20 protein-coding genes and 2 pseudogenes are annotated in these 20,225 nt (G+C 51.6%); 5 read left to right on the forward strand and 17 right to left on the reverse strand.

The window, feature by feature from the left end; all coding sequences use genetic code 11:
• Positions 1 to 5: 5 nt before the first annotated feature.
• Positions 6 to 848, reverse strand: coding sequence for a GNAT family N-acetyltransferase (locus tag NYE24_RS07520; RefSeq protein ID WP_342478403.1), 843 nt, complete (start codon positions 846 to 848; stop codon positions 6 to 8).
• Positions 849 to 1,103: 255 nt separating this feature from the next.
• Positions 1,104 to 1,985 carry an AraC family transcriptional regulator gene (locus NYE24_RS07525; RefSeq protein ID WP_341025756.1) on the reverse strand — a complete coding sequence of 294 codons (882 nt, stop codon included), beginning with the start codon at positions 1,983 to 1,985 and terminating at the stop codon, positions 1,104 to 1,106.
• A gap of 222 nt (positions 1,986 to 2,207) precedes the next feature.
• Between NYE24_RS07525 and NYE24_RS07530 the strand changes: the two genes are divergently transcribed.
• On the forward strand, positions 2,208 to 2,741 hold the full coding sequence (locus NYE24_RS07530) for a CDP-alcohol phosphatidyltransferase family protein (RefSeq protein WP_036700899.1): 534 nt from the start codon (positions 2,208 to 2,210) through the stop codon (positions 2,739 to 2,741).
• Between the two features lie 39 nt (positions 2,742 to 2,780).
• Here NYE24_RS07530 and NYE24_RS07535 read toward each other — a convergent pair.
• From NYE24_RS07535 to NYE24_RS07565, 7 genes and pseudogenes are all read right to left on the reverse strand, one after another.
• Positions 2,781 to 3,004, reverse strand: a pseudogene (locus NYE24_RS07535) (AAA family ATPase); the annotation flags it as partial.
• A gap of 38 nt (positions 3,005 to 3,042) precedes the next feature.
• A complete protein-coding gene (locus tag NYE24_RS07540) occupies positions 3,043 to 3,783 on the reverse strand; it encodes an N-acetylmuramoyl-L-alanine amidase (RefSeq protein WP_342478404.1) in 741 nt (246 codons plus the stop codon).
• A gap of 93 nt (positions 3,784 to 3,876) precedes the next feature.
• Complete coding sequence (locus tag NYE24_RS07545) at positions 3,877 to 4,218, reverse strand: multidrug efflux SMR transporter (RefSeq protein WP_342478405.1); 342 nt, start codon at positions 4,216 to 4,218, stop codon at positions 3,877 to 3,879.
• A gap of 2 nt (positions 4,219 to 4,220) precedes the next feature.
• On the reverse strand, positions 4,221 to 4,544 hold the full coding sequence (locus NYE24_RS07550) for a multidrug efflux SMR transporter (RefSeq protein ID WP_342478406.1): 324 nt from the start codon (positions 4,542 to 4,544) through the stop codon (positions 4,221 to 4,223).
• 12 nt (positions 4,545 to 4,556) lie between these two features.
• Positions 4,557 to 5,090: a TetR/AcrR family transcriptional regulator gene (locus NYE24_RS07555; protein ID WP_342478407.1), complete on the reverse strand. Its 534-nt coding sequence runs from the start codon at positions 5,088 to 5,090 to the stop codon at positions 4,557 to 4,559.
• Positions 5,091 to 5,217: 127 nt separating this feature from the next.
• Positions 5,218 to 6,354: a GDSL-type esterase/lipase family protein gene (locus tag NYE24_RS07560; RefSeq protein WP_342478408.1), complete on the reverse strand. Its 1,137-nt coding sequence runs from the start codon at positions 6,352 to 6,354 to the stop codon at positions 5,218 to 5,220.
• Positions 6,351 to 6,605 carry a hypothetical protein gene (locus NYE24_RS07565; RefSeq protein ID WP_036733179.1) on the reverse strand — a complete coding sequence of 85 codons (255 nt, stop codon included), beginning with the start codon at positions 6,603 to 6,605 and terminating at the stop codon, positions 6,351 to 6,353. Before NYE24_RS07565 ends, NYE24_RS07560 begins: the two co-directional genes overlap by 4 nt.
• A 180-nt stretch (positions 6,606 to 6,785) precedes the next feature.
• On the opposite strand from NYE24_RS07565, the gene NYE24_RS07570 reads away from it, so the two are divergent.
• Together NYE24_RS07570 and NYE24_RS07575 are read left to right on the forward strand one after the other, a co-directional pair.
• The gene (locus NYE24_RS07570) at positions 6,786 to 8,666 is read left to right on the forward strand and encodes an LTA synthase family protein (RefSeq protein ID WP_342478409.1); all 1,881 of its coding nucleotides are present in this window, start codon (positions 6,786 to 6,788) and stop codon (positions 8,664 to 8,666) included.
• 125 nt (positions 8,667 to 8,791) lie between these two features.
• Positions 8,792 to 9,589 (forward strand): lipase family protein, encoded by a 798-nt coding sequence (locus NYE24_RS07575; protein ID WP_036700885.1) that lies wholly within the window; start codon positions 8,792 to 8,794, stop codon positions 9,587 to 9,589.
• A gap of 24 nt (positions 9,590 to 9,613) precedes the next feature.
• Here the strand turns inward: NYE24_RS07575 and NYE24_RS07580 are convergent, their stop codons facing one another.
• The 8 genes and pseudogenes from NYE24_RS07580 to NYE24_RS07615 all read right to left on the reverse strand — a co-directional run bounded on the left by NYE24_RS07580 (position 9,614) and on the right by NYE24_RS07615 (position 18,340).
• Positions 9,614 to 11,371 (reverse strand): sugar-binding domain-containing protein, encoded by a 1,758-nt coding sequence (locus NYE24_RS07580; protein ID WP_342478410.1) that lies wholly within the window; start codon positions 11,369 to 11,371, stop codon positions 9,614 to 9,616.
• 202 nt (positions 11,372 to 11,573) lie between these two features.
• Positions 11,574 to 12,521 (reverse strand): helix-turn-helix domain-containing protein, encoded by a 948-nt coding sequence (locus NYE24_RS07585; protein WP_342478411.1) that lies wholly within the window; start codon positions 12,519 to 12,521, stop codon positions 11,574 to 11,576.
• A gap of 277 nt (positions 12,522 to 12,798) precedes the next feature.
• Positions 12,799 to 13,524 (reverse strand): MOSC domain-containing protein, encoded by a 726-nt coding sequence (locus NYE24_RS07590; protein ID WP_036700882.1) that lies wholly within the window; start codon positions 13,522 to 13,524, stop codon positions 12,799 to 12,801.
• A gap of 41 nt (positions 13,525 to 13,565) precedes the next feature.
• A pseudogene (locus tag NYE24_RS07595) lies at positions 13,566 to 13,724 on the reverse strand (PD-(D/E)XK nuclease family transposase); the annotation flags it as partial.
• Between the two features lie 131 nt (positions 13,725 to 13,855).
• Complete coding sequence (locus tag NYE24_RS07600) at positions 13,856 to 15,799, reverse strand: ABC transporter permease (protein ID WP_342478412.1); 1,944 nt, start codon at positions 15,797 to 15,799, stop codon at positions 13,856 to 13,858.
• Entirely contained in the window at positions 15,796 to 16,551 is a 756-nt protein-coding gene (locus NYE24_RS07605; RefSeq protein WP_036700878.1) for an ABC transporter ATP-binding protein, read from the reverse strand. Before NYE24_RS07605 ends, NYE24_RS07600 begins: the two co-directional genes overlap by 4 nt.
• 98 nt (positions 16,552 to 16,649) lie before the next feature.
• Positions 16,650 to 17,654 carry a sensor histidine kinase gene (locus NYE24_RS07610; RefSeq protein WP_342478413.1) on the reverse strand — a complete coding sequence of 335 codons (1,005 nt, stop codon included), beginning with the start codon at positions 17,652 to 17,654 and terminating at the stop codon, positions 16,650 to 16,652.
• Entirely contained in the window at positions 17,651 to 18,340 is a 690-nt protein-coding gene (locus tag NYE24_RS07615; RefSeq protein ID WP_076156952.1) for a response regulator transcription factor, read from the reverse strand. The genes NYE24_RS07610 and NYE24_RS07615 overlap by 4 nt, the downstream gene beginning before the upstream one ends.
• 102 nt (positions 18,341 to 18,442) lie before the next feature.
• Here NYE24_RS07615 and NYE24_RS07620 point away from each other — a divergent pair, with 102 nt between their 5' ends.
• On the forward strand, positions 18,443 to 18,751 hold the full coding sequence (locus NYE24_RS07620) for a DUF6199 family natural product biosynthesis protein (RefSeq protein WP_051494033.1): 309 nt from the start codon (positions 18,443 to 18,445) through the stop codon (positions 18,749 to 18,751).
• A gap of 366 nt (positions 18,752 to 19,117) precedes the next feature.
• On the forward strand, positions 19,118 to 20,224 hold the full coding sequence (locus NYE24_RS07625) for an ArsR family transcriptional regulator (protein ID WP_342478414.1): 1,107 nt from the start codon (positions 19,118 to 19,120) through the stop codon (positions 20,222 to 20,224).
• The last annotated feature ends 1 nt before the right edge of the window (position 20,225 follow it).

The following is a 20,225-nucleotide window of genomic DNA, read 5'->3' on the forward strand; positions in this document are numbered from 1 at the left end:
GTTCCTTAGGTAGTATAGTTGTAGGTGGCTAAATATTTCGCAATGACTTCCTTACTCTCATGCCACCACAGAATAGGAACTTCGCCTACCTTCACCAGACCTAACTTAGCGGCCAGATGATTGGAGCCAGTATTGCCGGTATCACAATCCCAATATGTTGTTAGCTGCCGCTGACGGCCAAGCGCTATGAATTCTTGACACAGTCTGAACGCCAACCCTTGATTACGGTATTCCTTGTGCGTGATGATATCCGGTTCAATATAGCCGCCACCCACATAAAAAGTATTACAAGCGCTTACAAATCCGCTCTCATTCAAATAACAATAACCAAAGGCCCTGTCCAGATAGCTCTCAGCCGAAGTCCACAGTAACCGGTAACTATCATCCATCTCCTGAATGTAGCGTTCAAACAACTGCTCATCAATTCTAGTTAAAACAAATTCTCCAGAATCCTCCTGAATGTCAGCAGGCGCTTTAGCGTTACTGTTCATCTTATAATGAGTTCTACTGAGCTCCACTGTGTTGTCTTTCAAAGGTTCTTTCAGCAGCGCTAGCCATTGACTGGAGGAGAAGTACAAATCATAGAAATTCGCGTGATTGGCCGGATTGGCTAAGAAATCAAGCAGGCTTCGATTGAACTGCTCATCATCTTCCTGCCCGAACAGATAATATTTTCCGCCTCGGCTTGTGACAAGCCCCGCAGTCGGCTGATCTAAGTTATTCACAAATATTCTGCCTGGCTGATCAAGATCTATGACCCCATGAACAAATACAAAGATGAATTCTCCTTCTCTATGCGCTAGAAGATGCTTGATTCTACTATACTCACTAGACTGTAATTCAATCATTCTAATCCTTCCTCTCAGTTAATTACCTGTTATGTATACCTGCCCTTCTCCTGGCAAAGTACCCCCACAAAGTGAGGCTTTAGCGTAGGTGATGACTCAGGTACTTTGCAGGGACCCCAAAACATATATAAATTCTTACTTGGCAAAAAAGCCGGGGCCACAGTAACCTGTGTCCGCCAGCCTAGTATATCATGCCTACCGCCAATTTTTCACCTCTACCCAAGCGGCGCCCGGTCCTGCTGGATACCTGCACCGTTAAGAGCGCCCTGCTTCCCGCACCGGAATCCATATTTCACTTTTAAAAGTTGGCGAACCGGTATCCTTGCCTTCATTCCACAGAAGCTCCGGCCCCTCGACCTGCTCATAATTGGAAGAAGGGAACCATTCGGAGTAGATCCGACCCCAGATATTCTGAAGTGTGTCCGGGAATGGCCCCACTGCTTCAAATACAGCCCACGTAGACACAGGAACCTCAAGCTTGGCGTAGGATGGCGGAGCTTCCAGAGTGGTGGCAACACCAATATAATGATCCAGCTCCCCGCGTTCCTCCATCCGTCCTTCCGAGAAATTCACCGATGCGCTGATCATTCCCGCCGGAATGATATTCGACAGCCCCTTCAGCTCGCCTATCATCTCCATGCTCAGACTCTGCCACATGGCAGCGATCTCCGGGTTCACCCCGCTGAACTGGATGGCTACCCTTTTCTTGAGCCCAACGATCCGGAAAGCCTCTTTCTCCTCAATACGGTAATTCATTTCACTGCCTCCTCTGATGGTCAACTGAAAAGTCATTCGAGGAAAGGCCTTCAGGGGTGTCCCTGCCGTTCTTGCTTCTGAAGGCGTTACGCCGTGAAGCTGCTGAAAGGCTTTGGTGAATGCATCCGGCGAAGTATATCCATACTCCAAGGCAACATCAATTATCCGGTGCTGGCTCCCCTGCAGCTTGAAGGCAGCCAGCGTGAGACGTCTGCGGCGGATATATTCGGAGAGCGGGATACCGGCCAGGAAGGAGAACATCCGTGTAAAATGATACTCCGAGCATAACGCGTAGCCCGCTGCCACTTTTACATCGATCTCGTCGTCCAGGTGCTCTTCAATGTAGAAGAGTGCAGCATTCATATCTTCCAGCAGATTCATTGTGTACCTCCCTTTCCTCACCATCAGATTAACAGCTGTACCGGGACAGCATCCGACAGTTCCTGCACCATATTAACGGATACTTTCATAGCCGCATGAATAATTCCCAAATCCATAATCATTCAAGACAATCCGCTAATTTAGAGGCATAATGAAGCATAGAATATATACGAATAAGCGAGACAGGAAGTCCCTATTACGCGGTTAAAAAGGGAGGTTGCCATGAAGCTTGTCCCCAACTGCATCACGCTCAGCCGGATCGGGCTGGCTCTTCTGCTGCTGTACCTGGCGCCGCTGGGCACGGGCTTCACTGTAGTCTACCTCCTGTGCGGAATTACCGATCTGCTGGATGGCCCTATTGCCCGAATGTCCGGTACAGTTAGCAGCCTCGGTGCCAAGCTCGATTCCGTGGCCGATATGACGCTGGCAGGCACTGCACTCTATACCTTATATCCGTTCCTTGGTCTGACCTTCGGCCTCCTCCTGTGGATCGTGCTGATTGCCGTTATCCGGGGAGCCTCCATCCTGACCGCGCTGCGCAAATTCAGCACCTACGGCAGCATTCATACCTACGGGAACAAGCTGGCCGGATTGCTGCTATTCCTTACACCGTTGCTGCTTCCCTATGTGAATCAGGCGATCTGGACAATAGCTGTATGCTTAATAGCCACTCTATCTGCAATCGAGGAACTGATCCTGCTTCTGATCTCAAGTGAGCTGCAGCTGGACCGCAAGGGATTGTATGTGCGGCGCTGATCAGCATTCTGCGAAATGATGAAGCAACTCCTTAGCCCAATCCAGCTTCTCCGGGCAGCCTTCGTTCATATCCGGGCGGGTCTGGTTACGGTACATGACACGACGCTTCACAATCCGGTACATACATAACATCCGGGGTAAATCCAGAAAAATAATGACATCCGCACGCCTCAGTCTGCTCTCCGATGTAGAAGAGCACCAAGCTGACGGGCCAGGGTAGACTTGCCTGATCCTCCTGATCCGAGAATTAAACTCCGGTTCATAGGCTTCTCCTTATGCATTTTGACATCATAGTGATCCATCATTCCAGCCCCAGATACTCCCTAATCCCATCTACAACAGCGGAGGCCACGCTCTCCTGGAACCCGGAGGTCCACATCTTCGCCTCGTCGCCGGGATTCGTCAGGTAGCCCAGCTCCAGCAGCACCGACGGCATTACCGTATCGCGCAGGACGAAGAAATTCCCTTTTTTCACGCCGCGGTCTTTGAGGCCGGTAGCTTGAATGACATGCTTATGTATTGTCTCGGCCCAAGCCAAGGATTCTTCATGATAATAAAAGGTTTCTGTACCCGATGCCGATGCATCCTCATAGGTATTGCCATGAATGGAGATGAACAGGTCTGCGGGCAAATTATTGGCGAACTGGGGCCGGAACAGCTCTTGTGAGGAGATAAAAGCATCTCCGGTCCGGGTAAGCAGGATCTCAAGCTGCGGGTCCTGCTCCACATTGGCTGCGATTTTCTCTGACAGGCCCAGATTGAAATCCTTCTCCATACGTCCGCTGACAGAGACAGCCCCGGGATCATCCCCGCCGTGCCCCGGATCTACCACAACCTTATAGACCCTGCCCAGGTAGGGCTGGCTGCTGCTTTGCGGTTGACTCGTACTTCGGGGTACACGAATGGCCGAATCCTCAGCCGGGGCCGCACTTAGACCTGTATCGGCAATCTTCCCGCCTGAACCCTTCCCGGCGCCATCGCTGCATGCCGCCAGCAGCAATAGGCTGAGCCATACGGCGGCTATCAGGTACATTTTCCTCATTCCGGTTGCTCCTTCTCGCTCACTTCCTACACGTTGCCTACTTCCATTTCAGCATACCGAAGGCTTGATAAGCAAGAACTAATTCTCCTCAGCTTAAGAGGCACTCTCCCGGCCGGCTTTATCCGATGAATTCAGCAGCACCAGCCCTCCGATGATGATCAGCAGACTGATGCCGGTGAGCAGATTGAACGGATCATTCCAGATCAGGATGCCGATCAGTGCCGTCAGCGCTGTACCTACGCCAGACCAGACGGCATAAGCCAGGCTCAGAGGTATGGTACGAAGACTGATCGATAAGCAGTAAAAAGCCAGGCCCATTCCAATCACCACGCCGATGGATGGCAGCAGGCTGCTGAATCCGTCAGAGAGCTTGAGCATCGTCGTTCCGAAGATTTCCGAGATAATGGCGATGCTTAGCGCTAAGTAACCTCTCATCTCTACACCCCCGTTGACAGCTTCAGCAGAACCACACCGCCAATGATGAGGATTAAGCCTGCTATTTTTCGCACATTCAGACGTTCCTTATAGACCAGCACTCCAACCAATGCGGTTAACGCCGTTCCCACGCCAGACCAGATGGCATAAGCTGTCCCGAGAGGGATGTCCTTCAGCGCCAGTGACAGATTGAAGAACGCCAGGCCCATGCCAGCGACCACCGCAATGGAAGGAAGTAGCTTCTTGAAGCCGTTCGAGGCCTTAAGCATGGAGCTGCCGAAGACTTCACTTACAATAGCTAACGATAATAACACATAAGAATTCAATGGGGTTGCCTCCTAATCAATCATTTCCAGTAATTTACGGATCACCTTGCCACGCATTTCATCACCGATCTCGCCGATTCCGAACACCTCCGACAACCACAGGCCGTCTACTGCCAGCCGGACAATCGAAGACATCACGGGATCAATACCATCATTCTCTATGTTCTGTTGCCATACAGAATACTGTTCCCTTAGTTCATCCAGCAGAACCCCGTTTGTAAAAAGCGCTGCGTTAAGAGCAACATTCATGTCCTGCCCGTCCTGATCAGCTTCTACGGTAGACTGCAAATAAGCACGGCTCCACTTCCCTTGCTCCCGTGTATCCTGGGCCGCCCTCTTCTGAACATCGGCTGAGAAACCACTCGTTATGCCCGAGACCATGCTCTGGATTAATGCGTCCTTATTCGGAAAATGGTGCAGCAGACCGCCCTTGCTCACTCCTGCTTCAGCAGCCACCGCTTCAAGTGTAAGCTTCTCAATTCCGCTATTCCTAACAACCGTTGAAGCTGCAGCCAGAATCAGGCTGCGTTTGGAATTACTGTTCACAATCATCACCTCATCATTTACTATACCGTCCAGACGGTTTTTTTGTCAAGCAGATTGCAGCACAAAACGCCCATCAGCTGATGAGCGCTCCTGTAATCTATCCTATTGAAAGGATATGCTGCCATCCTTAAGCTTCTGACAAAAGTCCCCGGATATAGCCGCTTAACTCCCCGGCAGTCTGCTCGTGCGCCGGCAGGCCCGGATGGGTCCGTGCTCCCATTGTTTCATACGTCACATTAGGCAGCTGGAACACCGACACGTTCTTGTCGCCCGTAGACCTCATGTATCCATCCACCGCCCGGTAGATCGCCGGCATCAGGGAGAGGCCCAGCATACCATACACCCAGAGAAGATGCGCCCCGGGGTTATAGCTTCTCAGCTTCGCCAAGAACCTCGTAACCGCGGCCTCGAAGGCGGCCAGATCCTCCTCATGATAGCTTCCATCTTCATTCAGCCGCTGCTTATAGATGCGCCCGGTGTCCTCCTCCAGCCACTCCGGGGAGTTGAACGCGCCGTCATCGTTGGTGCCCAGGTTAACTACAACCACATCCGGTTGCCAGGCAGCAAAATCATTCACCTGATGTGCCCCAAGTGCCTCATTACGGGGACCTGTCAGCAGACCACAGACCTGCTCGTAGATGTCAGGGATATTGCCTCCAGGATTGTTGTCCCAACTGGAGAGCACGCCCCATCCGCTCTGTGAGATCACCCGGAATTCGGCCTGCACGGCCTCGGCAGTTATCGCTGTGTAGTTATGAACGCCGCTGAACCAGGCGGGAATCCAGTCCTCTTCACTTTTGGCACCAATGACGCCCTCACCTGAGGTGATACTGTCACCGATGAACTCCAGCCGGTACGGCTTCGCTTCAACAGGCAGGAAGCTGCCGTCTGTGCGGACCGCATGGAACTGAAGATAGGCGCCGGGGTCGCCGCTCATCGCCTGGACCTCTTTTACAATCCGGATATTCTTCACAGTCTCAGGGTTCATCCCTCTGAATACGCAGATCCAGTGCCTTCCGGCATTCGCCATCTGTCTGCTGACGGGAACGGAGTTGATCACTATACTGATCCAGGACTCGTGATAATCGTAACCGGACTCCACTTCAAGCCACAGCTCGGAGGCCCTGAGGTTCACCTCTATCGCACTGCCCGTCCAGAATAACGTCAGGGGGTTGAGCGCTCCAGTCGTTCTGCCATGAATCTTCAGATGCTTGATCTCTGTCAAAGGCTGTACCTGTAACTGCAAATGGGAATGGCTGCTCATTCAGATCCCTCCTGTTTGCTGGCAATCGAGAAGCTGCGGACCTTCATCCACTTCCCGCCTACCCATTCGTCAACGGTGCCCTTCCGCGTTCTAACACAGAACTTATGCGAGGTTCCGCGGTCAAAGCCCGTTGCTTCATATAACAGGTCCTCGCCCTGCTGTCCCTTGAAATACACCTGCTTCAGGCCGAGTCTGTTCAATAGTTCCTGCTTCACACTGTCTGTATATTGGCGCGAGAATTCTTTGGTCATGGTTGTTCCTCCTGCTTCGTTTATCAACGGCTCAACTTCCCGGATGCTTCTTAGAGAATAACGTATATGCGGCGAATTTTCACCTTTATTTTTCACCAAACTGCCCTTAAATCCGATTGATTTTGAACTCGGCCTTGTAATAAAATTAATGGATTATATAGAAAAGGATGCGCATACGCAATGCCTTACAAGGAATCACGTTCTCTACGAAAAAGGTCGATTCTGTTCTTCTCGCTGATTATGCTCGTGAAGAGTTATTTCGCCTGGTATTACCTGTTCGAGGACGGTCCGACCTGGACCACCTGGCTGAAGGAAATCCCGTTCGTGCTGCTGCTGTTCTGCCTCATCGAATGGTTCGCCACCAAGCATAAGGTCGCCATCTATCTGATCGTCAATCTGCTCATTACCGTCCTGTTCTTCTCTCTCATCGTCTATCATAATCATTTTGGAATGATTGCTACGTCCCAAGTCTTCGGTCAGGTCAAGCAGGTAGGCGCCGTCAAAAAAAGTATATTCGCCGTCGTGCATCCGCAATATATGCTTATCTTCGTAGACATCATTATCATCAGCCTGATCATGCTCAGACGCAAAAAAGCACTCGCCTGGAAGCATTCCATGTCCCGCCCCAGCAACCGCAAGGCGGTGGCTGTCCTGTTCTGCATCTCGCTTATGCTGTGCATGATGAATATTTTCCCCAACAAAGCCAGTATGAATGAGAACGTCAAGGCAGAGCAAATGGGCATTCTCAATTATGAAGCCTACGCCCTGCTGCGTGAACCCGCAGAAGAGCCTATGGACCCTGCACAGATCTCCCAGGCCGGCATCGACATGACGAAGGGCATCCAGCAGAAGGCGGGTCGGGTCCTGTTCGGGGCTGCCAAGGGCAAGAATCTGATCATCCTGCAAATGGAATCTCTGCAGACCTTCCTGATCAACCTGTCGGTGGACGGAACCGAAATTACGCCTAACCTGAATAAGCTGGCTGGCGAGAGCTACTACTTCCCCCGGTTCTTTCAGCAGGTAGGCCAGGGCAATACTTCAGATGCCGAATTCATCGTCAACACTTCCTTTTATGTGCCGCCGGACGGTCCGGCCACAGATAAGTATGCTCCGAAGGTTCTGCCCAGTCTGCCGAAGCTGCTGGAGGCCCAGGGCTACGACACCGCAACTTTTCATACCAATAATGTAGAGTTCTGGAACCGCGGGGAGCTGTACAAGGCACTGGGCTTCAATCAATATTACGACAAAGCCTACTTCGGCGAAGAGGATGCGGTCTTCTACGGCTCCTCGGATGAAGTCCTGTACAGGAAGACCTCTGCGGAGCTTGCGCGGATGGATCAGCGTGAACAGCCCTTCTATGCGCATGTCATCTCAATGTCGTCACATAATCCGTTCTCCATCCCGGAGAGCAAATACAAGATGACCTTGCCGGAGCGTTACGAGGGAACGCTGGTCGGCGACTACATCCGGGCCGAGAACTATGCGGATTATGCACTGGGCCAATTCATCGACGAGCTGAAGAGCAGCGGTGTGTGGGATAACAGCGTAGTAGTCCTCTACGGCGATCACCGGGGGCTTCCGATCTTCTCACTGAAGGATGGGGATAAAGTCCTGCTGCAGGAAATCCTGGAGCATGATTATACTGAGCGTGATCTGATTAATGTTCCGCTGATCATCTCAGCCACCGGTGTTACGACACCGGCACTGAAGGAGCAATTAGGCGGCCAGGTAGACATCCTGCCGACCGTTGCGAATCTGCTTGGGGTCCCGCTGGACTATCATATCCACTTCGGACAGGATTTGCTTAATCAGACAGCATACAACCTGCTGCCGCAGCGCTATTATCTCCCTACGGGGTCCTTCGTTAATAATGAAGAGCTGTTTCTGTCAGGCAGCGGGTTCGAGGACGGCCAGCATTACACCCTGTCCGGTGACGGAATGGATCTGCTTCAATCGACGGAGGATGAATTTACCCGGGCGCTGGAGCTGCTGCGCATGTCCGACAGTTATGTGACGCAATTGCCGGACCGCCCGGTGGAAGAGACGGAACTGAGCGAGTAAATGGACAAAGCCCGGTTCGGGAGATATCTCCTGAACCGGGCTTATTTATGCTTGAGGTGGAGTTAGGGCTGCACCAATCCCGCCTTCTAATCATACACAGATAGAAAAGAAGGGCGGGATGCGGAATGCGTAACAGTAGAAATGAAGAAGAATGGGCGATTGTGCTGGCGGCTGTCTGCGGACAGACCTATACCCAATTTGCCAATGTGGAGGGTGCGTTCGTGGTGCCGGATGGCTTCACGGCCGTGCACAGCTTCCAGGCGAAATCGATGGGCAATGTCTGGGAGCTGTTCGGCTTCATTCTGGAATCTCCGCAGGAGATCATTATAGCCTGGCGCGGAAGCATCTCCACCAATGACTGGCTCTCGAACATGAATGCCGCGCAAAAGAAATTCAAATACATTCAAGAGCCCTGCATGACTCATCGGGGCTTCACCGATATCTATGCATCCGCTCGGGATGCCATTCTCTCTGTGCTTGGTACTCTGACCCCGGAGAAGACGCTATATGTAACAGGCCATAGCCTTGGCGGGGCACTGGCCACCCTATGTGCGCTGGATGTTGCCGCCAATTCTGCCTTCACCGCTCCGCGGCTGTATACCTACGGGTCTCCGCGTGTCGGGGACCCGGATTTCTCCAAGGCCTTCAGCCGGTATGTGCGCAGCAGCTACCGCTATGCCAATCTTTTTGACATCACAACGTATGTTCCGCCAACCGTCTACAAGCTGCCTAAGCAGAAGACCAAATACTATTACACCCATGTACAGACTTTGAAATCCCTGTCCTTTCAGAATGGCAGCCCTGAGCTGAACCATGTCATCCGTAGTTATTTCGCTGTGCTGAGGTTAACCCGGCCGGACTTCACCACAGCTCTGTGCGCTGCGAACCCCGGGTTCTGTCCGGTCCCGGAGCTGGTCACTTAATCTCCGCTCTGCGGATAGACCTTGCTAGCGGTTGATCTTACGAATCTCTTCGAGCGAAATCTTCGGTGTCCGGTCCGCCGTCAATAGTCCGTTCACTTCCTGCTGGACATCCGTAATCTGAGTGTAGCAGTACCCGCAGATGTACGGGGTATCCTTGATCGCCTGTGTGATGCTGCGGAATCGTTCAATAAACGCCCCAGTGCTGCTCACCTGCTCCCCATAGCCCCACCCTTCGCCGGTGTCGAAGGCAATGCCCCCGAATTCACTGACTATGACAGGCTGACCCCGGTATTCGTATCCCTGGGCCATTGCGTATTTCCAGTTATTGAACGAGGAACTGCCGCCAAGCACACTGTCCGAATCTGCATAACGCGCAAGCAGCGCAGCACCGCTCTCCTCATAGTCATGGAGGGTAATAATATCGCTGATGGTATGCTCCCAGCCGTCATTGACGATCACTGGACGATCCGGGTCCATCGCTTTGGTCAGATGATAGATGCCCTCAGTGAATTGCTGCTGACGCTTGTTCGTGTAGACCTGCGGAATGCCCCAGGATTCATTAAAAGGCACCCAGGTGATCACCGAGGGATGATTATATTGCTGCCGGACAATCTCTGTCCACTCCTTCGTGAACTGCTCCACTGCTTCATCATTGAACTCATAGGTGGCCGCCATCTCCGACCAGACCAGCAGCCCCTTCACATCACACCAGTACAGGAAGCGCGCATCCTCAATCTTCATATGCTTGCGGACCCCGTTGTAGCCCATTGCGAGAATCGCGTCAATGTCAGCAATCAGCGCCTCCTCCGATGGCGGGGTCAGATGGCTGTCCGGCCAATAGCCTTGGTCCAGAATCAGCTTCTGATACACTGGCGTATTGTTGAGCAGCACCTTGCCCTGTTCGATGGAGATTTTGCGGAGTCCGAAGTAAGAGTAGATCCGGTCTATTACCTGCTCCGCCTGGTACAGAACGAACTCTACCTCGTACAGCACCGGTGCGGCAGGCGACCAGGACTGGAGCTTCCATGGCCCGTTCGCTTCATGCGTCAGCTCGACATCCAGCTGTAGTGAGGCCCGGTCTACCTGCAGCGAGACCTGCTTGAAGGTCTTCTCCCCGGTGCTGATCCGCGTCTCCAACCGGAGATCAGGGCTCGCTCCATGGGTATTGTATTCAAAATGTACCGAGCGGTTATCGAGATCCGGGGTGATTTTGACAGACTTAAGATACGAAGGGGATACATACTCCAGCCACACACTTTGCCAGATTCCCGTGGTCTGCACATAGAAGCACTCGAAATTCTCATCCACCCAGCGCTGCTTGCCCCGTGGTTGTGTACAGCTCTGGCTATCCTCTGCCTTGACCGTCAGACGGTTCACTGCTCCGGCTCCCGTGTTGAGATCATCGGTAATATCCAGTGTAAAAGCCGCGTACCCGCCTTGGTGGCCCCCGGCATAGCTGCCGTTCACCCACACCTTTGCGATATAATCCACCGCCTGGAAATTCAGCAGCACCCGCTTGTTGCCCAAGCTGTCAGGTAGTTGTACCTCCCGCTCATACCACACATACGGATGGAACACAGTCTCGCCGATTCCGCTCGCCTCCGTTTCGTACGTGAACGGAACCTGAATCTTCAGCTCGCCGTGCAGCTCCTCATGCCATCTCTCCCGTTCCCCCGTGTTGTCATCGTCATACCGGAAATCCCATTCCCCATTCAGACTCTGCCAGGCGTCACGTACGAACTGCGGCCGCGGATAATCCTTGATATAATGCCGGGTTGTCATGGAAATGCGCACGCTCCTTATAAACAATAATTTTGTTTTAATACAATAATTATGTATCGATTATTGCAGAATCCGCCGAAATGTCAATGCACAATGCTTATCAGAACAAAATGCCTGCGCCATCGCCAATTTCTAATCAAAAACGAAAAAGAACCCACCGGAAGCAGCAGGTTCTTCACAATAAGCCCAATTCGTGTTCCCGTTAGGCCTTCACACTATAAAAAATCTTCATCACCAGGTCCTGCTCATGGTCGCCGAACTTCTTGCCGAACAAGTTCATTCCGCCCTTGTACCTGGCATCCTCCTTCACGCCCAGCCGCAGATCCACGTGGTTCTGGCCTGTGAGCTGCAGTTGCTCCAGATTAACAGCGGATAGCTCCTGATGGTCGATCGTGCTGCGGATGTTGTCTACGCTCCAGGTCTTGAGTGCGCCGAACTGGGTACCCGTATCGATCCACCACGAGGGATTCAGCTTCCCGCGTCTGCCGCCGAAGTCACCGGGCGAGGTCCAGGTCCCCACCTCCACCTGGTTAATCCACAGTGTGATATCCGAAGGCCACTCATTCTCGTAATTCGGTGCCTCCGAGCAGATCTCCATGGAGAACTGAATCCGGTGAAGCACCGCTCCTTGCGGAATCTCCAGCGGATAGCGGTATTCGAGATAACCTTTGCGCAGCCAGAGTAATTGGGCTTGCACTCTGTCCGGATGAAAAAATCCCGCCGGTGAATCCTCCGTAATAATCGGTCCGTTCTCACTGACCATCCCGCAGGTAGGTGCCACTTCACAGGCTGTGAAATTGCCGATCGGCATGGATATCTCATAGCAATATTCGCCTTGATCGGCTTGCAGGCGGCGCTGCGGGGCATTGATCGTGATCTTAATATCATCATAGATCCGGCTACACACCTTCATTGCGCCGCGTGACGCTGGCAACAGCTCCGTCTCAATCAGCCTTGCCTGCTCCAGCACCTTCACATTGGAGGCTGCCGTGGATACCGGGACCTCCAGCGCTTCCGCCAGCTCCGCCACATTCATCCGCCGGCTGTTGAGCAGCGCAAGCATTCTTAACCTAAGCTCCGTAGACAATGCATGTGTCACCTTCACCAGCTCATCCGCATGTTCCATGGATAGTTCCAGTATCTCGCTCACCCCCTTTAACTGTCCGTAATTACATATCCTGCAATCCTGCACTAATTGCAACATTCCCCGGATCGAACACCCGCTAACCCGAGAATATTGCATAAAATGCAGCAATTCCTTCGCATAAGGCAGCTATTCCGGACAATTCCTGCAATCTGTGCAACAATTCTCCCAACGGTGCCGCTGCTGAGATATCAAAGTTGTAAAACTTACAACATTATAGTCGCAAAAGTCATTATGTAGGTGACCGCTCACCTTTGACAGGAACGTAGGACGTCTGTCCAGCTTAGTTATCCAGCATCACAATCTGATCACCGAGCCGGACCTCTCCCGGAGTGATGACGGAAGCATAGACGCCGAACTGCTGCTTCAGCTCTTTGTAGACTTGCTTAAGCAGGGAGCTGTCCCGTTCGAGGGTATCCGGGTTCGTGGTAATCATCACGCAGCGCTCACAATAGCTATCCACTTGCAGCACTGTACTGCCTATCGACAGACGGCGGCCGAGCCACTCTTCCTCCCCGAGCGAGTCCTCAGTCACTTCCACGAGGAAGTTGCCCCGGAAGCGGCGCTGATCGACCGGCTTGCCCCACAGGGCTTCCAGCTTCTTCAGGCTCTTATCCGTCACCAGCAGAATACTCGCTCCATCTACCGATAACAGCTCCGGGTGCTTCTCTTCCGGGTGTGGTGCCATGAACTCAGACATGGTAATTTCTGTGGAAGTCAGACTTTGAATTTCATCCAGCAGCTCCTGATTCCAGCCGAATACCCGGCCATCTGCAGCCGTCACGCGAATATCTTCCCCCGTATATTCAGCCTTATAGGACATCATTTTGGGAATCTTCCGGGCAGTGATATACTGCGACCAGTCTTTTTTGGTCATATCATAAAAGGAACAATACCGGTCCCCCTCCACTCCGTAAGTTACAACCTTACAGGACTCCAGCGCCTCCCCCGCAAAGGATTTCACCGGATAACGGTTAATCGATTTAATCTCCCCAACTGTAACTGACACGCCCCCACCTCTTCTGTCTATAATCTGATAGTCTGCTACTTTTGTTTGCTCCAATAGTAAAGGGTCCTTTTCTCGGTGTCGTATTTGTTGAACAGCTGCATCTCTACATTGATAATTTCGCCCTCAGTCGTCTTGGCCCGAATGTCGAGAATAGACTGCTTATCCCGAGGAGAGTCCTTGTCGGTGTAAGGATTCAGTAGAAAGCTTCAGCCAGTCCAGCCTCCAATTCAGTCTTATTATACCATTATCTCTGCCTGTTTTGCGTAAGGCAAGAGCCGGACAGCAAAATAGAAAAGGACAGCCCGAAGGCCATCCTCATCGTTGCATATAATTACAGTGATTCCCGGATTACCCGCTTGTAATACAGGACCGACAGGAGGCCGAAGATCGAATACAGCACGGTATATAGTCCCATCACTACGAACATCGGGGTCAGCATCTCGGTTCCAAACAGGAACCAGCCGGATTTTACCGCAAAATAACTGTGGCACAGGCCGACAATCAGCGGTATACCGAAATTGAACAGCTGCTTGAACTGGATGCCGCGCAGAAGATCTCCTTGAGTGAAGCCCAGCTTGCGCAGGATCGTATATCCTTCCCGCTCCTCCTCGCCTTCATCCATCTGCTTGAAATAGAGAATACAGCCGGAGGTAATCAGGAACGTCAGGCCCAAGAAGCCGACAATGAACATAATGAGGCCCATATTGGTCCGCTGGTTGAACTCAAACTCATATTGTGAGAAGCTTTGCAGCTCTGGCTTTTGCTGCTTATACATCTCATACGCCTGCTTGGCCTGCGAAGATCCCGTAAGATTGATACCGTAGTAGATTCCTCCGCCTTTCACTCTTTTTTGCTCATCCGGGTCTTTATGCTGGAGTAATTCCTGGAAGACAGAATCATCCACCACGAACACCCCCAAGACTCCCCCGCCAAAATAGAACGGCAGCACAGTCTCCTCTGATAAACCCGCGAGCTGCTGCTTCATCACACCATCCTTGGTGGAGAAATAGAGCTCCCCCTCCTTCTTGAGCCTCAGCATAGTTTGCTTTGTAGTCGTATACCCTTTAATCTGTACCTCGCCCGGCTGCAAATCCATGTCCTTCAGACTGCTGTCACTGATCACAGTTGCTGAGAGAATGGTTTCATTACCCGGGGTATTTCTAGTATCCAAAACATTCTTAAGATCGACTTCTACCTGGACCGTTGGAATTTCCAGAGTAGCATACCCAATGCCAGCCTGATCCAGCACCTTCCGGAATGCCGTCTCATCCGCCTTCTGCAGAAAACCGTAATCATGCGGTGAACTCTCTCTGGCAGAGGCCCCCACCGAATAATAAGAGATATAGCTTAGGGAGAGCAGGCCGATGGCCAGCGCAGATACTGTAGTGATGACCGTCAGCAGCAGGGCGTTCGATTTCATTCGGAACATAATGGAAGAGAGCGATAATACCTCCCGAATGGACAGGTAGCCTTTTTTGCTGCGGCGGATGAGATTAAAGAGGAAGCTGACCGAGCCTTTGTAGAACAGATAAGTTCCGATAATCACCAGTGTGAGGATGGCAATCATCGCATACATCAATCCGTTCATGCCCGTGAATTTGCCGCTGAACAGCTCCCCGGAGATATAATATCCCCCCAAAATACTGCCGATTCCAAGGACGCCGATCACAACCTCCCACAGCGACATTCGCTGAATACGTGTCTGGGAAGTGGCCGTTGCCTTGAACAGCGACAGAATGCTCTGGGCACGGATGAAGGTGTAATTCATGATCATAATCAGTACGTACACGGCGGCAAACACCAGCACCGTCCGCTGCAAGGCCTCGGGTGAGAAGTGAAGAGCTGCCAGCTGGTCAACCTCCAGGATTTTGAACAGAATCATCAGGATCAGCCTTGACATCACGAACCCTGCGCCGATTCCAGCGAACATCGACCCGAAATACAGAATCAGATTCTCCGCACTCAGCAGCACGAAGATTCGGCTCTTGGTCAGTCCGATCAGCTGGAACAGCCCGATCTCCTTACTTCGGCGCTTGATGAAGATCGTGTTCGCATAGAGCAGGAAGATGGCTACAATCGCAACCAGCAGGACGGAGGATGCGCCGATGGCAGCCCCGCCTTTGACGGAGCCTTTGACCTCATCCATAGAAGGATCGAACTGAAGAGTCACGAAGGAGAAGTACAGGGCCACACTGAAAATAAGGGCGAAGACGTAGAGATAATAGTTCTTAACATTCTTTTTAAGGTTCCGCAGGATAATATAATTCAGACTCATTGCGCGACACCACCAAGTACGCCCTGCGTGCTGATAATATCACCCAAAAAGGATTGCCGCGATTCCTCCCCCTTGTTCAGCTGAGTGTAGATTTGCCCGTCCCGGATGAAGACCACGCGGCTGCAGTAGCTTGCGGCAACGGCATCATGCGTAACCATGACAATGGTAGCTTCACGTTTGCTGTTCATGGCGGCCAGCTTGTTCAGCAGATCGGACGCAGATTTGGAATCCAGGGCTCCTGTAGGCTCATCGGCAAAAATAATGCTCGGATCATGCACGAACGCCCGCGCCGCCGACGTACGCTGCTTCTGCCCGCCGGAGATTTCCGCCGGATATTTGTCCTTCAGCTCATGGATTCCCAGCTCACCGGCCACTTGGTCGAATTTCTGATGCGCCTCCTTCTTGGAGATGCCTGTAATCGACAGCGGCAGCATGATATTCTCCTTGACCGTCAAGGTGTCGAGCAGATTATAATCCTGGAAAATAAACCCGAGATGATGCTTGCGGAACTCGGCGAGCTGCTTCTCCTTCATCCCCGTGAATTCCTTGCCCTCAATTTCGATCGTGCCTTTGCTTACCCGGTCAATCGAGGAGAGAACGTTCAGCAGCGTCGTTTTGCCTGAACCCGAGGGTCCCATGATTCCTACGAACTCACCCTTGTCCACCTGAAGATCAATGCCCCTCAGAACTTCCTGTTTATTGAATTTGTTGCCATAGGTTTTATAGATTTTGTTAGCCTGCATAATAAGCATCTGTTCCCCACTCCTTTTCTATATTTCTATCATAAGCGGGTGGATGATCATTTTCCTGCGCTTCGCCGAACAAACGGAATAGGCATGTGACACTATTGTCACATGCCTGTCAGGCGCTGAAAGTCATTTTCCCTTGGAAAGGTCAGCGTAAATACACTCCCCTGCCCAAGCACGGAAGCAGCGTGAAGTCTGATCAGCAGCGGCTCCGCAACCTGCCGGGTCAGGTACAGCCCCATGCCGGTAGCTGCCCCCTCCTGGCGGAAGCGCGATGAGGTGAAGCCCTTATCGTAGATCCGCGGCAGATCCCTGGGATCAATCCCCTGGCCGCTGTCTTCAATCATAAGCACAACATGGCCGCCCTCTTCACGGCTCCGGATGACGATATCGGAGGCTTCGCTGTATTTCACAGCATTGGTCAAGAGCTGCCGAAGCATGAAGGCCAGCCATTTGCCGTCTGTCAGTACCGTTTCAGCTTCAAGCTCCATGTCGAACCCGATGCGTTTGGAGATGCACCAGGATTTCAGTGCCCGGATCTCTTTATTAAGAATAGGAGCAAGACCGACCTTCTCAATGAACAGATCATTACGGATGAAGGGAATGCGCTTCTGATGCAGCTGCTGGTCAAGCAGATGGTGGATGCGCAGCCATTCGTACATCATCTGTCTCCGCAGAGTCTCATCCGGCAGGCGTTCTATCATGAGCTGCATAGCAGTCAGCGGAGTCTTAACCTCATGTATCCAGCTGAGCAGCTCGTCCTTCTCCGATTCCAGCAGCTGGACATTCATGGAGGATTCGCGCTTGTAGCGGTCCGTCTGGGCGCTTACCGCCTCATGGACCAGCCGCTCCATCGGACTACCCGGCTCGAGGACCGCCTGCAGCTCATAGATCTGATCCCAAGAGGCAAGGCTCTTATAGAACCGGGTCTCCCGGGAATAGCGCAGGAAAACGAAGGCCAGACAGAGCAGCGTATTCAGGAGTACAATGTACAGGATCGGCAGCAGCGGGATGGCAGAGTCAATGTAGGCTACGAACATAATAATCAGCTGGAAGGCGGCCAGCAGGAGCAGCCAGCTCCGTTTCTCGCTCAGATATTTCCTTATCATTGTTCCGCCTCTTCTGTCGCCATATACCCTTGACCGACCTTGGTCTCAATATAGGCATCCAGGCCGAGCGGCTCCAGCTTTTTGCGCAGCCGGTTCACATTCACAGTCAGCGTATTATCGCTGACAAAATGCTCATTGTCCCACAGGCTGGTGATGATCTCCTCACGCTCTACAATGGTGTTTTTGCGCTCCAGCAGGATTTTGAGAATCAGCATCTCATTCTTCGTGAGCACCGCCGTTCCCCCGCTCCCCGTAACCGTATTCTTCACGAACTCAATCGCCGCTCCGCGCCAGGTCTTCAGCTCTGTGCCTTCCATGCTGTAATTATAGACACGGCGCAGAATGGCCTGAATCTTAGCAATCAGCACTTCGAAATGGAAGGGCTTCTGAATGAAATCATCGGCACCCAGCTGCATGGACATCACCATATCGCTCGGATGGTCCCGGGAAGAGAGGAAAATAATCGGCACCTTGGAGTGGCTGCGCAGAATCCGGCACCAGTGGAAGCCATCGAAGCGCGGCAGCTGGATATCAATCACCACCAGGTCGGGCTTCACCTCAGAGAACTCCTGCAGGACCTTACCGAAGTCCGTAACCCCGTACACCTCATACGACCATTGGGCCAGACGCTCCCGGATCTCCCCGAACAGCGTAATATCGTCTTCAATCAGCATAATTTTGAACACAAAGGACTCTCCCTCAGCAGGTATTTCGTTAATCCGCATATTCCCTTCATTCTACCTCAAATCACGATCTGTTCATAGAAAAGGCCGCATTCTCCGCAACGGATGACTCAATATGTACGTAGTTTATTAAAGGACTATCGATCTCCAGAGGAAATAACACTAACTAAGGAGCTGATTATCATCGAAATATTTAACGGAGTTTTCACCATACTGATGGGATTGTTACTGAATGCAGGAGGTTTATTTGTTCGTAGAAATCCCGACGCCTTCTGGCGGATGAATGAAGGCTGGAAGATGAAGGGGGATGCCGAACCGAGCGAGGCCTATCTTAGCTCCAGACGCTTCACCGGAGCCGTACTCTTGTGGATTGGATCATTTTTTATCATCATGGGGATCTTGCTTTTGCTCTAATGGGATGACCATTTCAAGTAGTTCAAGCTGCAATAATGTACTATAGTCCTTGTCACGCCGGGTGTATATTCTGGTAACTCTAGCATAACTATTTCCGGTCTCCTCCATTAAAATTCTTCCAAAAGCCGCAATTCAGCGGTCGAACTGGCTCATCAAAGTCCTGTTTAGGGCTTCCGGTGAGGCAGTTATTTGGCGTTCCACCCGTAAACTGAAAGGCTCACCATCCATACAATTCTCATCCGAACATAATTCCTACTTTACAAACTCCTGTTTTTAGCTTATTTTAACATTAAGTAAATATTAAATGTTGATCATTAATAATTAATATTCAATATTTATAACAAAGAGTTTAAACAGGAGGAACAAATGAACTATTCTTTGCAAGAGACACTGATGAAAAATATCCGTTTTGCGTATAACGAGGCTATTGAGTTTATTGTTTCCATGGGAATGTTGGCCTGTGAGGATCAGCTGGCAGATCTGGCAGCGGAATATAAAATCGAAATTGATGAGCTGCTGGGGACCTATTTTGAAGATGCCCGAAAGTTATTGTCACCTCATTTCACTCGTGAGCTGATGTTTTTTTTCCGTCACAACTTTTTTCACAATGCACTGGATTTCCCGTTATTTGAATCCGCCTGTTCCTATCCAGAAGCGCAGACTGCCGAAGAATGGATCAACAGACTAGCGGACAGCCCTGCTGAGCACATCGTTTCAGAGATGGTCTATGGTGTCTACCACGATAATATGGAGGCATTGTTGAAGGGCAACGATTGGGAGGTGGTCAAAAAGGATCTCAATAAGCTCTTGGAACTTGCTTCCGACACGCAACCTCAGCCTGAAGTGATAGAAGCCCATGGTCCGCTGCTTGAATGCCTTGCTCGTCCGCAAGAAACCAAGCTGCGTTACATACAGCTTCTGCGTCAATTCCATCAGGATGTTTTCATTCACTGGAAAGACCGGATTCAAGCAATCTCTGAACAGGCCTCACTTCGTTATGAGGCCCAGTTCCGTAGTAATCCGGAGGTTTTTATTCGTGAACTTCATAAGAATGAGCCTGCACTCTTTGACTTCCCTGCTACCTTCCATGTCAGCTTTGTTTCACAGGTGAACAACAGCTTCTACAATTTCCATACGGAAACCGGGCTGATAGGCTGGGTCATCTTCGGCGTACACAATGACCGCGTATACGGACCCGTTGCCGACCGGGAGAAGACAGAGCTGTTCCTCAAAGCCTTCTCGGATAAACGGCGCCTGGATCTCCTGCTTCTACTCAAACAGCGGCCGCACTATGGTAAGGAAATTGCGACTGCGCTCGGTATCACACCTGCTGCTGTGAATTATCATGCCAACTTCCTGTTTTTCCTGGATCTTCTAGACATCGAACGGGTGGATCACCGCCTGTATTATGTGCTCAGAACCGATACTTTGCGCAATCTGCTTGCCTTAACAACAAAAGTCATGCTGGACTAAG

It is taken from the genome of Paenibacillus sp. FSL H7-0350 (assembly GCF_038593195.1).
Classification (GTDB): domain Bacteria; phylum Bacillota; class Bacilli; order Paenibacillales; family Paenibacillaceae; genus Paenibacillus_AQ.